The following is a 13,461-nucleotide window of genomic DNA, read 5'->3' on the forward strand; positions in this document are numbered from 1 at the left end:
GATTCCGTAATCGAGAGCCCTACGCGGCCAGCAAGAACCGGCTCGACAGTAGGGAACCGAAGCCTACGGCCACCCTACTGCTTCACCGCATCCCTCGGCAGCAGCAACCCCAACGGCAGGCTCACCCGCGCCTCGAGCCCGCCGCCTTCGCGGTTGCGTAACTCGATCACACCACCATGTTGCGAAGCGATCCGCTTGACGATCGCCAGCCCCAGCCCGGCGCCCTGCCCGCCACGTGCCTTGTCGCCGCGGATGAACGGATTGAATATTTCGCCGAGCTCCCGCGGATCGATGCCCGTGCCCCGGTCAAGCACGCTGAGGACGACATAGGGCGCATTGCTATCGCCCGAAACATGGGCGGCCACTTCGACACCATGGCCGCCATAACGCAGCGCATTTTCAATCAGATTCACCAGCAGCCGTTTGATCGAAACTCGTCGTAACGCCAATTGCGGCATCGGCTCGACACAGAGGCGAACGGTTTCTCCGTACTGGTTGTAGGGCGCCACGACTTCACGCACCAGCTCGCCCAGGTCGACGCTTTCCACCGGCTCGTCGCTGCCATCGCGAACGAAGGCGAGGAACTGATCGAGGATCGCGTTCATGTCCTCGATATCGCGAACCATGTCCTCGGTCAGCTCCGCGTCGCTGGACATCAGTTCGAGGGACAACCGCAAGCGCGTCAGCGGCGTGCGCAAATCGTGCGATACGCCGGCGAGCATTAGCTCCCGCTCGCGGCCAGCCTGCTCGACGTCCTCTGCCATCTGGTTGAACGCGCGATAAACCTCGGTCATCTCGCTCGGCGTGTCGCTGATGGGCAACCGTACGCTACGGCCCTTACCGATTTGCCGGGCCGCATAGACCAAGCGCTTGAGCGGCAGGTTGAGCTGGCTGACAAAGATCCACGCGGCGGCCGTGGACAGCAGCCCAATGCCGAGAAACCAGCCCAGCACGCTCCAGATCCGCTGACCGCGCAACGGGTATGCGTACAACGGCACCCGCAACCAGTCCGGACCTAGGCTAGGCGCGCGGACCCAGATGGCTGTGTCAGGCTGAATACGCACCCGCACATCGGTCTCGACACCGAGCTCGGCCTGCATCTGCCGCTGGAAGATTTCCGTGTAAGGCCAGTGATATTCACTGGGCGGCACGTCGTCCATCGTAACCCGCTGCAAGCCGGCCGCCTCTGCGATGCGTTCGCGGTTTTCCTCGTCAGCTGCCCAGTAGGCACGCAAGGTCAGCGCCGCACCATGGCTGTATTGGCGATCGACCATGACGTCCTCGTTCATCATCAGGTACACGAGCATCAATACCTTGGAGAACAGCACCACGATCAGCACCATCCACAGGGTGCGTGCGAAGAAGCTTTGCGGGAACCAGAGCGGGGTTTTCATAAACAAGCCGATTTTGACCGCGGGAGGCTGAACCAAGAGGCCAGCGATGTGGGATTTCACAGTGAAGACTGGGTCGGAAGCTGCTCCGCTTTAGCCAACCGAGTCGAACAAGGGTGGTGGGCTAAAGCCCACCCTACGAGGCTGATGGCTCACTTCGTGATCCGTAAGCCATCCAATGATGCAGCCTGAGAAAAGCACTGCATCCCTATCGGGTTCGCAGGGAGCATGAACCGGCTCCTATTTGTTGCCATCAGGCACGAACACATAGCCAACGCCCCAGACTGTCTGGATATAACGCGGCTTGGATGGGTCCGGCTCGATCAGCCGGCGCAGGCGGGAAATCTGCACATCGATGGAACGTTCGAGCGCATCCCACTCGCGCCCGCGGGCCAGGTTCATCAGCTTGTCTCGGGTTAGCGGCTCGCGAGCGTGCTGTACCAGCGCCTTGAGCACGGCGAATTCACCGGTGGTGAGCATATGCACCTGATCGCCCTTCTTCAGCTCACGGGTGCCGAGAAACAATTCGTAGTCGCCAAAGGTGACGGTTTCGTCTTCGCTGCCCGGCGCACCCGGGACCTGGGGCGCCTGACGGCGCAGTACGGCGCGGATTCGTGCCAGTAGCTCGCGCGGGTTGAAGGGCTTGGCCAGATAATCGTCGGCGCCCTGCTCCAGTCCCTGAATCCGACTGGCCTCGTCACCCTTGGCCGTCAGCATGATGATCGGGATCTGGTTGCCGCCGGTACGCAGCCGGTTGCACGCAGACAGGCCGTCTTCGCCCGGCATCATCAGGTCCAGCACCACGAGATGAAACAGCTCGCGGCTGAGCAGACGGTCCATCTGCTCGGCACTTTCCACCGTCCGGACTCGGTAACCCTGCTCATCGAGAAAGCGCTCGAGCAAGCGCCGCAGACGGGCGTCATCGTCAACAATCAGGATCTTTTCGCCTTCGTTGGCAGGTGCGGTGCTGCTCATGAGAACTCCCGGAATGATCGACGGCGCATTATGCGCGCAGTGAAGTAAACGCAACTGACAGCCATTGTTAGCAGATTTTGCGGTGCCTGGCCGAGGGCCGAAAGAATGAGTCGGTGCGCCTGGCTCGGGTTTTTCGTCCGGCTTGCGGCCTCAAATGCTCTGCTGCCCTTATAATCGCGCCCTTTCGCGCAGGCCCGGCCTGCATGGTTTGACTGACCCAGGTAGGTTCATGGACAGCATCAACTCCCGCATTGCCGCCGAATTGGGCGTGCGTCCGCAACAGGTTGCCGCCACCGTGGCGCTGCTCGACGAAGGCTCCACCGTTCCCTTCATCGCCCGTTACCGCAAGGAAGTCACCGGCAGCCTCGACGACACCCAGCTGCGCCTGCTGGAAGAACGTCTGCGCTATATGCGCGAACTGGATGACCGCCGCGCGTCGATCCTTTCCAGCATCGAGGAACAGGGCAAGCTCACGCCTGAGCTGAAGCGCGAGATCGACCTTGCCGATACCAAGACGCGACTCGAAGACCTCTATCTGCCCTATAAGCAGAAGCGCCGCACCAAAGGCCAGATTGCGCTGGAAGCCGGCCTTGGCGAGCTGGCCGACGCGATCTTCGCCGACCCTGAGCTCAATCCAGAAGCCGAGGCGGCACGCTTCGTCGATGCCGAGAAGGGCTTCGCCGATACTAAAGCGGTGCTCGAAGGCGCCAAGTACATCCTCATGGAGCGCTTTGCCGAAGACGCCAACCTGCTCGCCAAACTGCGCGACTTCCTCACCCACAACGCCACCCTGAGTGCGCGGCTGGTACCGGGTAAAGAGAACGAAGGCGCCAAGTTCAGCGACTATTTCGAACATGACGAGCCGCTCAAGAGCACGCCGTCACACCGCGCACTGGCGATCTTCCGCGGGCGCAACGAAGGCGTGCTCAGCGTCAGCCTGAAAGTCGGCGATGAAGCGCCTGGCAGCATGCACCCGGGCGAAGTGATGATCGGCGAGCGCTTCGGCATCTCGAACCGAGGGCGGGCCGCAGACAAGTGGCTCGGCGAAGTGGTGCGCTGGACCTGGAAGGTCAAGCTCTACACCCATCTGGAAACCGACCTGCTCGGCGAATTGCGCGACAAGGCCGAGGACGACGCCATCGGCGTCTTTGCCCGCAACATGCATGACCTGCTGCTGGCCGCACCCGCTGGCCCGCGCGCAACGCTGGGCCTCGATCCTGGCTTGCGCACCGGCTGCAAGGTGGCGGTGGTCGATGCCACCGGCAAGCTACTCGATACCGCCACCGTTTATCCGCACGCGCCGCGCAACGATTGGGACGGCACCCTGGCCGTGTTGGCCAAACTCTGCGCCAAGCACAGCGTCGACCTGATCGCCATCGGCAATGGCACCGCCAGCCGTGAAAGCGACCGGCTCGCCGCCGATCTGATCAAGCAGGTGCCCGGCCTCAAACTGACCAAGGTGATGGTGTCCGAAGCGGGCGCCTCGGTGTACTCGGCCTCCGAGCTGGCCGCCAAGGAATTTCCGGATCTGGACGTGTCGATCCGCGGCGCCGTGTCCATCGCCCGCCGTCTGCAAGATCCGCTGGCCGAATTGGTAAAAATCGAGCCTAAAGCCATCGGCGTGGGCCAGTACCAGCACGACGTGTCTCAGTTGAAACTGGCACGCTCGCTGGATGCGGTGGTGGAAGACTGCGTGAACGCCGTCGGCGTCGACGTCAACACCGCCTCGGTGGCGCTGCTGGCGCGGATTTCCGGGCTGAACGCCACGCTGGCGCAGAACATCGTCGCCTACCGCGACGCCAATGGCGCGTTCAAGGCGCGCAACGAATTGAAGAAGGTCCCGCGCCTGGGCGACAAAACGTTCGAACAGGCCGCCGGCTTCCTCCGCGTGATGAATGGCGACAACCCGCTGGACGCCTCTGCGGTGCACCCGGAGACCTATCCGCTGGTCAAGCGCATCGCTCAGGATACCGGCCGCGACATCCGCTCGCTGATCGGTGACTCGGCGTACCTCAAACGCCTGGATCCCAAGCAGTTCACCGATGAGAGCTTCGGCCTGGTGACCGTCAGCGACATCCTGCAAGAGCTGGAGAAACCCGGCCGCGACCCGCGCCCCGAGTTCAAGACCGCCGAGTTTCAGGACGGCGTGGAAAAGCTCAGCGACCTGACCCCCGGCATGGTGCTCGAAGGCGTGGTGACCAACGTGACCAACTTCGGCGCCTTCGTCGACATCGGCGTGCATCAGGACGGTCTGGTGCACATCTCCGCGCTGTCCGAGAAGTTCGTCAAGGATCCCTACGAAGTGGTCAAGGCTGGCGACATCGTCAAGGTCAAGGTCATGGAAGTGGACATTCCCCGTCAGCGCGTTGGCCTGTCCATGCGTATGAGCGACACGCCCGGTGAGAAAGCGGACTCCATGCGCGGCGGTGGCAACAACCGTGGCGGCCAAGCACGCGGCGAACGCAAGGCGGCCAAGCCGGAAACCAAGCCGGCACCGGCCAATAACGCCATGGCCGCGTTGTTCGCCAATGCGAAGAATCTGAGGAAATAAGGTGCGCGAAGTCGAGGCAGTAGGCAGCAGCAGCGCCTTTGGGCGCCTGTTGGGCCTGGAAATCATCAAGGCCGACAATGGCGAGGCACTGCTGCGCCTGGCAATGCACGATGGCTTGCGCAACCTGCACGGCAAGCTGCACGGCGGCGCATTGTTCTCGCTGATCGACACCGCCATGGGCCAGGCCAGTCACAGCCTCAACGGCGGCGAGCCCAACAGCGTCACCCTGGAGTGCAAGGTCAATTACATTCGCCCGGTGAGCGAAGGCGAACTGACCTGCCGAGCCTGGGTGGTGCACGGCGGGCGGCGCACTCAGGTACTCGAAGCCGAAGTCCACCAAGGTGAAAAGCTGGTGGCCAAGGCGCAGGCGACCTTCTCGGTTACCTGAGTCACCGGACCGCCGCCCAAGGTTAGCTGGAAACGCCCTGCAGCGGTGCGTGGTCCAACGCTGACGGCCTCTTGTAGAGCGTGCAATCCACCCCCATATTGTGCCGACTGACGCGTGAAGGAATTCCCAATTGAGCGATCTTCTCTCCCACCGCCTGGCGCTGCTGGCCGAGCACCACAACCTGTCGCTGCTCTCGCAATGCCTGCATGGGATAGAGCGTGAATGCCTGCGTGTCGACACCGATGGTCAGCTGGCGCTGACGCCGCATCCTCGAGCACTGGGCTCGGCGTTGACCCATCCGAAGATCACCACGGACTATTCCGAAGCGCTGCTGGAGTTCATCACCGGCACCGAAACCGATCCGCAAAAGACGCTGACCGAGCTGGACGCGATCCATCGCTACACCTACAGCAAGCTCGGCGACGAGTTGCTCTGGAGTCCCTCGATGCCCGGTCACCTGCCGGACGAGTCGCAGATTCCCATCGCCGAGTACGGCAGTTCGAACATCGGGCGACTGAAATACGTCTATCGCCAAGGCCTGGCGCTGCGTTACGGCAAGACGATGCAGTGCATCGCCGGTATCCATTACAACTTCTCCCTGCCCGAGGCGCTGTGGGCTGCTTTGCAAGCAGACGAGGGCGATGACCGCTCGCAGCAGGACTACCAGTCCTGGCGCTATATCGCACTGATCCGTAATTTCCGCCGCTACAGCTGGCTGCTGATGTACCTGTTCGGCGCCTCGCCCGCACTGGACGTCAGCTTCATGCGTGGCCGCCCGCACCAGCTACAGCAGCTCGACGAAGACACGCTGTATCTGCCCTACGCCACCAGCCTGCGCATGAGCGATCTGGGTTATCAGAGCAATGCCCAGGCCGGCTTGACGCCCTGCTATGACGATCTGCCGAGTTACACCAGCAGCCTGCACAAGGCGGTGTCCACGCCTTACCCCGACTACGCGGCGCTGGGCACCAAGGACGCGGAGGGCAACTGGCAACAGCTCAACACTAACGTCTTGCAGATCGAGAACGAGTACTACTCGAACATCCGCCCCAAGCGAGTCACCGACACTGGCGAGCGCCCACTGCATGCGCTGCGAGCGCGCGGCATCCAGTACATCGAGGTGCGCTGCCTGGATATCAATCCTTTCCTGCCGCTGGGTATCGACGTCACCGAAGCGCGTTTCCTCGATGCCTTCCTGCTGTTCTGCACGTTGCAGCAGAGCCCTTGCCTGGTAGAAGGCGAATGTCGGGCCAGCAGCGACAACTTCCTCAGCGTGGTCAAGGAAGGCCGCAAACCCGGGCTTGAACTGCGTCGCTGCGGTGAAGACGTCAGCCTGCAGCAGTGGGCGAACGAACTGATTGCGCAGATCGGCCAGGTCGCCGAACTGCTGGACCGCAGTCACGGCGGTGATGAGCATGCCCGCGCCGTCGCCGCGCAACAGGCCAAGGTTGCAGACAGCAGCCTGACGCCTTCGGCCCGCGTGCTAGCCGAGCTGCAGCGCAACGGCGAGAGCTTCAGCCAGTTTGCGCTGCGGCAGACCCGTCAACATGCAGACGATTTCCGTAGCCGAGCGCTGTCAGATGCCGACATGGCCTGGTTCGACGAAGCCGCACGCAGCTCGCTGGCACAGCAGGCGCAGGTGGAAGCTGCGGACACTCAGGACTTCGACAGCTTCGTCGAGGATTATCAGCGCAGCCTGACCAGCCTGACACCGGTATAGCGCCGAGGAACATGCCGCTAGCCGTCAACGAGCGGCAGGTGTGCAATGCCAGTACGTAGTACGTAGGGTGGGCTTTAGCCCACCGCTTGCCTCTTGACAGCGCTTGATGCCTGGCCTGGCTGTGCGCGCGCCGGTGCCATCCTTGGTGGGCTTAGGCCCTCCCTACACCCCTGAGTTCAGACGCATGAAGGTCGCGCAATGCGGCCTCATTCGTGCTGGCTCTCCTTGCTCCACTCAAGGCTGATCCAGCCGCCTTATAGCGCCTTTTCGAAGATCTTCGAATTGCGCTGGAAGTTGTAGAGCGAGGCCCGTGCGGCCGGAAGACGCTCGACGCCGCTAGGCTCGAAACCGCGTTCGCGGAACCAGTGCGCCGTGCGTGTGGTGAGCACGAACAGGGTTTTCAGGCCCAACTTGCGCGCCCGCGCCTCGATACGCTCGAGCAACTCGTCACCGCGTCCGCCATGGCGATATTCCGGATTGACCGCCAGGCAGGCCAGCTCGCCCGAGTCGGAATCTGCGATTGGGTAGAGCGCTGCGCAGGCGATAATCAGCCCGTCGCGCTCGACGATGCTGAATTGTTCAACCTCGCGCTCGAGCACCTCGCGCGAGCGCCGCACCAGAATGCCCTGCTCTTCCAGCGGCGTGATCAGATCAATCAACCCGCCGACGTCCTCGATGGTCGCCTCGCGCAGCTGCTCGAATTGCTCCTGGGTCACCAACGTGCCATCGCCGCCGTCACGGGTGAACAGCTCATTGAGCAACGAACCGTCCTCGGCATAGCTGATCACGTGGCTGCGGCGAACACCGCCTTTGCAGGCTTGCGCGGCGGCATCCAGCAGCTCGGCCTGATAGGTGCCGACGAGGCGCTCGACATAGGCCGGAATTTGCGGCGGGCGCAGCTCGCGCACCAGCTTGCCGCTTTCATCGCGCAGGCCGCGCTCGGACCCGTACAGCACCAGCTTGTCGGCTTCCAGATCGATGGCGGCACGGGTAGCGATGTCTTCGCAGGCGATGTTGAAGATTTCACCGGTCGGGGAGTACCCCAGCGGCGAGAGCAGCACGATGGTGCGCTCATCCAGCAGCCGGCCGATGCCCTTGCGATCAACGCGACGCACTTCGCCGGTGTGCTGGTAATCGACGCCATCGTGAACACCGATGGGGCGCGCGGTGATGAAGTTACCGCTGGCCACGCGCAGCCGCGCGCCCTGCATGGGCGAAGCTGCCATATCCATGGAAAGACGCGCTTCAAGCGCAATGCGCATGTGGCCAACGGCATCAATGACGCACTCCAGCGTTGCCGTGTCGGTGATGCGCAGGTCGCGGTGAAAGCGCGGCTCGATACCGCGAGCGGCCAACCGCGCCTCTATCTGCGGGCGTGAGCCGAACGCCAGCACCAGGCGCACGCCAAGGCTGTGCAACAGCACCAGGTCATGAACAATGTTGGCGAAGTTGGGATGCTCCAGGCCATCGCCGGGCAGCATGACCACGAAGGTGCGGTCACGGTGCGAGTTGATATAGGGCGATGAGTCGCGAAGCCAGGTGACGTAGTTGTGCATTGCAAAAAGCCTTCAGTAACAGCTTGTTCAGTCCGGGAGCCGGGTCGGGTACGGTAGGCAGGGAGCAGGGGCATCGACGATGAGGTCGCCAGCCCTGCTCCTATCCTCGGCTCGCCGGTTGCAGGCAATAGTGCTCGATCATCCCGCGCAGCAACCTCACGGTGGGTTCGATCCTGTCGAGATCCAGGTACTCATCCGGCTGATGAGCGCAGGCGATATCACCCGGGCCTAGCACCAGCGTCTCGCAGCCAAGCTGCTGAAGATAAGGCGCTTCGGTGGCGAAGGCCACTGCCTCGGCGGCATGTCCGGTGAGCCGTTCGGCCAGTTTAACCAGCTCGCCATCAGCGCCCTGATCGAAGGCCGGTACGCTGGGGAACAGTGGCGCCAGGTCGATCTTCACCTGATGCTTGTCAGCGACTGGACGCAGGCGCCCGGCAATCGCTTCACGTAACTGATCAGGCTCCATCCCCGGCAACGGCCGCAGATCGTACTCCAGCGAGCACTGCCCGCAGATGCGATTGGGGTTGTCACCGCCATGGATGCAGCCGAGGTTGAGTGTCGGCTGCGGTACGTCGAACAACGGATTGTTGTACTGACCCTGCCATTCGCGGCGCAGCGTCATCAGCTCGCTCATGACGTCATGCATGGCTTCCAGGGCGCTATGACCATAAGCCGGATTGGACGAATGCCCGCTCTGCCCTTGGATTTCGATGCCTTCCATCATGATGCCTTTGTGCAGGCGCACCGGCCGCAGCCCGGTCGGCTCGCCGATCACCGCGGCGCGCCCCAGCGGCCGGCCGGCATCGGCCAGCGCTCGGGCGCCGGACATTGAGCTTTCTTCATCGCAGGTGGCCAGGATCAGCAGCGGCTGGCGGAACGGCTGATCGAGCAGCGGCAGGACCGCCTCGATGATCAGCGCGAAGAAGCCTTTCATGTCGCAAACGCCAAGGCCATACCAGCGGTCATCGGCTTCGCGCAGCTGGAGTGGTTCGGCCGTCCACAATTCGGCATCGAAGGGCACGGTATCGCTGTGCCCGGCCAGCACCAGCCCGCCAGGCCCGCTGCCGTAGCTGGCGAGCAGGTTGAACTTGCCAGGGGTCACTTCCTGCACCTCACAGCTGAAACCAAGGTCGCCCAGCCAGCCCGCAAGCAGGTCAATGACCGGGCGATTGGTCTGGTCCCAATGGGCCTGAGTACAGCTCACCGACGGCGCGGCAATCAGCGCGGCAAACTGGTCTTTGAGCGAGGGAATGGGCACCGACGACCTCCTTGGAGACAAAGACGAAGGCGCCCAGTGAAACATGAAACGCGTTGCCGCAGCGCCCCGGAGGGGAAAAAGCAGCGGCAACGCGTCCGATCAGACGAAGATCGCTTTTAGGATGGTGAAGAACACAATCGCCAGGAAGGCCCCGGCCGGCAACGTGATCAGCCAGGACATAAAGATCGACCCGACCACACCGAGGTTCAGCGCTCCAATACCCCGTGCGATACCGATGCCCAGAACCGCGCCGACCAGCGTATGGGTGGTGGATACCGGCAGGCCGATGGCGGAGGCACCGACAACGGTGGTTGCGGTCGCAAGTTCGGCAGCGAAACCGCGGCTTGGCGTCAGCTCAGTGATTTCCTTGCCGATAGTGGCGATTACCTTGTAGCCGTAGGTAGCCAGACCGATGACGATACCGACGGCGCCCAGCAGCAGCACCCAGCCCGGCACCGGAGACTTGGCAGCGATTTCCGCGGCACCGCCCGACTGGATGACGCCGACCACGGCCGCCAGCGGGCCTACCGCGTTGGCCACGTCGTTGGCGCCATGGGCGAAAGCCATGGAGCACGCGGTAAAAATCATCAGAACGGCGAAGACCTTTTCCACGCTGGCGTAGTGAAAGGTCCGATCAGCCTCGACATCAAGCTTGATCCGCGACAGCAGCGCGATCCCCACCAGCATCACCAGCACACCGATAGCGAACGCCAGAAGGATGCCCTGGCCGCCGCTCAGCGTCAGGCCGACATGCTTGAGGCCCTTGGTGACGGTCATCAGCGCGACCATGAAACCGGTCAGGAACATGTACAGCGGCACGAAGCGCTTGGCGTTGAGAAACGGATCATCGGTGTTGATGATCAGTTTCTGCACGCTCATGAACAGGCCAAAGGCGACGATGCCGGACAGCATGGGCGTCACCACCCAGCTGGCGACGATGGGGCCGATGGCGTCCCAGTGCACCGCATCGGTGGACACGCCGACCGCGGCAAAGCCGATCACCGCACCGATGATCGAGTGCGTGGTGGAAACCGGCCAGCCTTTCATGGTGGCGATCATTAGCCAGGTGCCGGCTGCCAATAGCGCCGACATCATGCCCAGCACCATCAGATCCGGCGATATGACTTCTGCGTCGACAATGCCGTTCTTGATGGTCTCGGTGACTTCGCCACCGGCCAGATAGGCCCCGCAGAACTCGAAGATCATGGCCACAACGATGGCCTGCTTGATGGTCAGCGCCCTGGAACCGACGGAAGTACCCATGGCGTTGGCCACATCGTTGGCGCCCACGCCCCATGCCATGAAGAAACCGAAGGCGCAGGCAAGCACCAGGAGTACGAAACCGTATTCCGCGATAAAAGACATAAGGAATTACCTGTTGAACCAGAAAAGACGCTGGCGCATCAGCGCGCCAGCAGTTGTTCCAGACGGTTGCCGACGCGCTCGGCACGGTCAGCTACGTCACCGATCCATTCGATGATCTTGTAGAGAAACATCACGTCTACGGGTGGCAATTCCTTTTCCAGCTTGAACAGCGCGCGGCGCACCGTGATCTGCATGCGGTCGGTTTCGCGTTCGATTTCCTCGAGCTCCTCGACCATTTTTTCTACCAGCGTAGCTTCACGACCGGCAAAGCCGGTTTCCAGCAACGAATCCAGTTCCTTGAGCGCTTTCAGCGCCTGGCAGCTGGCGTCGACACTGCGCTGCACGAAGGCCATCATTTCCGGCTGCAGGGCCGGCGGAATGGTCATGCAACGGCCCAGCATCAGCCCGGCGATGTCCTTGGCACGGTTGGCAATTTTGTCCTGTACACTCAGCAGCTCCAGCAGATCCGAACGCGGAACCGGCAGAAACAGGCTCTTGGGCAGATGTTGACGGACGCTCTTCTTTAGCTTGTCGGCCTCGTTTTCCAGTCGGGCCATCTCTTTCTGGATCTGTTCGACCCGTTCCCAGTCTTCGGCCGTGATCGCCTGAAACAGCGGCACCAGATTGGCGGCACATTCGTGGGACTTGGCCATGTGCTGTTGCATCGGCCCGATGGGCGAGCGTCCGAACAGGCTGACGAAAGGATTGATTGGCATAGGGAACACCCCGGCTTCAGAAGGCGGCAAGTATACGGATGACCTCAAAGGGCCGCTACCAAGTGACGTAGGTCACACTCAAACATAGGCATCATCTCGGCACCATGCAGAAAGAAACCGAAATCAAACTGCGCGTCAGTCGCGAAACCCTGGCGGCCCTGCGCGAGCATCCGCTGCTGAAGAAACGCAACAAGAGCGGCTGGCAGCGGCACGAACTGTTCAACCAGTACTACGACACCCCCGAGCGCGACCTGGCTCAGGCCAAGGTCGCGCTGCGTCTGCGCCGCGACGGCGAGCAGTTTATTCAGACGCTAAAGAGCCGCGGCCAGAGCGTGGCTGGGCTGTCCGAGCGTAACGAGTGGGATTGGTACCTGGACAAGGCCAAGCTGGACCTGAAAAAACTCGCGGACGAGTGTTGGCCCGCGAGCCTGGCCGAGCTGGACAAGAAAACTTTGAAGCCGATTTTCACCACGGACTTCGTCCGCGAAAAAGCCGAAATCGCCTGGGGTCGCGGCAAGGCCAAGGTGGTTATCGAAGCGGCGCTGGATCTGGGCAAAGTAATCGCTGGCAAACAGAGCGAAGAAATTTGCGAACTCGAGCTGGAGCTGCGCCAGGGCGAACCCGAAGCGCTGCTGGAGCTGGCCGCAGAACTGGCCTCCGACCTGGCGCTCATGCCTTGCGACATCAGCAAGGCCGAGCGGGGTTACCGCCTGTATAACGCCGACAGTTACTCGCTGAGCCTGCCCGCACCGACGCTTGCGGCGAGCATGCCGCTGGACGACGCCTTCGCCGCGCTGGCCTGGCAGCTGCTGGGCAACAGCCAGCGGTTGGCCGAACAGTACCGCTTTAACGGCCACTGGAAACTGCTCGGCGACTGGCTGCAGCAACTGGTCGAGCTGCGCGCCCTGCTGGGCAGCCTCGGCCAGGCCGCCCCGCGTGCGACCAGCCGCGAACTGCGCGAGCAGCTCGACGCACTGAGCCAGGACTGGCGCCCGCGTATCGAGGCCGGTCAGGACGACGAGAATGCGCGTAAGGCTGCACCCGACGAGTTTGCCGCCGAATTGGCCGCGCCGCGCTGGGGGCTGTTCTCGCTGAGAGCCTCGCTCTGGCTGCTGCAACGCGGCTGGACCAGCGGACGCAACAACCGTGGCAACCGCCAGGGCGCCGCGGAGCTGGGCAATTGGCTGCCTCGCCAGCTCGGCGAAGAAGCCGAAGCGTTGCAACTGCTGCGTTATCAGCAGCAACCCGAAGACCTCGCCGAACAACGCCCACGCATGGAACGACTGCTGGTCTGGCTGCACCTGGCTCGGACCACGCTGGAGCTGCCGGAAGCCGACCGTCTCTACGGCGAACTGGCCAAGCTCTACGAGCTGGCAGGACAGCCGCTGAACGACGAGCTGCTCGAGGCGCGGGTGGACCAGGCCCGTACGGTCTGGACGCTCAAGCCCTGGAAGTTGCTGACCAAATAGCGGGGCGGTGCCTGGCGTAGGGTGGGCCGGGCGGCGCTCCGCTTTAGCCCACCGCTATCGCAAAGCCCCCTT

The 13,461-nt window shown here is 62.7% G+C and carries 10 protein-coding genes; 4 read left to right on the plus strand and 6 right to left on the minus strand.

What is annotated here, in order from left to right; all coding sequences use genetic code 11:
* Window positions 1–74 precede the first annotated feature (74 nt).
* Together ACQKEK_RS09095 and ompR are read right to left on the minus strand one after the other, a co-directional pair.
* Window positions 75–1,394 (minus strand): ATP-binding protein, encoded by a 1,320-nt coding sequence (locus ACQKEK_RS09095; protein ID WP_045431486.1) that lies wholly within the window; start codon window positions 1,392–1,394, stop codon window positions 75–77.
* Window positions 1,395–1,631: 237 nt separating this feature from the next.
* A complete protein-coding gene (gene ompR, locus ACQKEK_RS09100) occupies window positions 1,632–2,366 on the minus strand; it encodes an osmolarity response regulator transcription factor OmpR (RefSeq protein ID WP_064480944.1) in 735 nt (244 codons plus the stop codon).
* A gap of 229 nt (window positions 2,367–2,595) precedes the next feature.
* Between ompR and ACQKEK_RS09105 the strand changes: the two genes are divergently transcribed.
* The 3 genes from ACQKEK_RS09105 (at window position 2,596) to gshA (ending at window position 7,025) form a co-directional block, all read left to right on the plus strand.
* The gene (locus ACQKEK_RS09105) at window positions 2,596–4,917 is read left to right on the plus strand and encodes a Tex family protein (protein WP_499142150.1); all 2,322 of its coding nucleotides are present in this window, start codon (window positions 2,596–2,598) and stop codon (window positions 4,915–4,917) included.
* A 1-nt stretch (window position 4,918) separates the two neighbouring features.
* The gene (locus tag ACQKEK_RS09110; RefSeq protein ID WP_127840457.1) at window positions 4,919–5,305 is read left to right on the plus strand and encodes a PaaI family thioesterase; all 387 of its coding nucleotides are present in this window, start codon (window positions 4,919–4,921) and stop codon (window positions 5,303–5,305) included.
* Between the two features lie 130 nt (window positions 5,306–5,435).
* Complete coding sequence (gene gshA / locus ACQKEK_RS09115; protein WP_499142151.1) at window positions 5,436–7,025, plus strand: glutamate--cysteine ligase; 1,590 nt, start codon at window positions 5,436–5,438, stop codon at window positions 7,023–7,025.
* 254 nt (window positions 7,026–7,279) lie between these two features.
* Here the strand turns inward: gshA and argA are convergent, their stop codons facing one another.
* From argA to ACQKEK_RS09135, 4 genes are all read right to left on the minus strand, one after another.
* Entirely contained in the window at window positions 7,280–8,581 is a 1,302-nt protein-coding gene (argA, locus tag ACQKEK_RS09120; protein WP_045423330.1) for an amino-acid N-acetyltransferase, read from the minus strand.
* Between the two features lie 100 nt (window positions 8,582–8,681).
* Window positions 8,682–9,839, minus strand: coding sequence for an acetylornithine deacetylase (gene argE / locus ACQKEK_RS09125; protein WP_499142152.1), 1,158 nt, complete (start codon window positions 9,837–9,839; stop codon window positions 8,682–8,684).
* A gap of 99 nt (window positions 9,840–9,938) precedes the next feature.
* Window positions 9,939–11,204, minus strand: coding sequence for an inorganic phosphate transporter (locus tag ACQKEK_RS09130; RefSeq protein ID WP_128119853.1), 1,266 nt, complete (start codon window positions 11,202–11,204; stop codon window positions 9,939–9,941).
* A 38-nt stretch (window positions 11,205–11,242) separates the two neighbouring features.
* A complete protein-coding gene (locus ACQKEK_RS09135) occupies window positions 11,243–11,920 on the minus strand; it encodes a TIGR00153 family protein (RefSeq protein WP_045164191.1) in 678 nt (225 codons plus the stop codon).
* Between the two features lie 104 nt (window positions 11,921–12,024).
* Between ACQKEK_RS09135 and ACQKEK_RS09140 the strand changes: the two genes are divergently transcribed.
* Window positions 12,025–13,389: a CYTH domain-containing protein gene (locus tag ACQKEK_RS09140; protein ID WP_499142153.1), complete on the plus strand. Its 1,365-nt coding sequence runs from the start codon at window positions 12,025–12,027 to the stop codon at window positions 13,387–13,389.
* Window positions 13,390–13,461: the final 72 nt, after the last annotated feature.

This window comes from Pseudomonas sp. NPDC077408 (assembly GCF_050269105.1).
Lineage (GTDB): Bacteria > Pseudomonadota > Gammaproteobacteria > Pseudomonadales > Pseudomonadaceae > Stutzerimonas.

Bases quoted from the DNA above. Each gene is read 5' to 3' on its own strand.
- ACQKEK_RS09095 (WP_045431486.1), bottom strand. From the start codon at position 1,394: ATGAAAACCCCGCTCTGGTTCCCGCAAAGCTTCTTCGCACGCACCCTG.
- ompR (WP_064480944.1), bottom strand. From the start codon at position 2,366: ATGAGCAGCACCGCACCTGCCAACGAAGGCGAAAAGATCCTGATTGTT.
- ACQKEK_RS09105 (WP_499142150.1), top strand. From the start codon at position 2,596: ATGGACAGCATCAACTCCCGCATTGCCGCCGAATTGGGCGTGCGTCCG.
- argA (WP_045423330.1), bottom strand. From the start codon at position 8,581: ATGCACAACTACGTCACCTGGCTTCGCGACTCATCGCCCTATATCAAC.
- ACQKEK_RS09130 (WP_128119853.1), bottom strand. From the start codon at position 11,204: ATGTCTTTTATCGCGGAATACGGTTTCGTACTCCTGGTGCTTGCCTGC.
- ACQKEK_RS09135 (WP_045164191.1), bottom strand. From the start codon at position 11,920: ATGCCAATCAATCCTTTCGTCAGCCTGTTCGGACGCTCGCCCATCGGG.
- ACQKEK_RS09140 (WP_499142153.1), top strand. From the start codon at position 12,025: ATGCAGAAAGAAACCGAAATCAAACTGCGCGTCAGTCGCGAAACCCTG.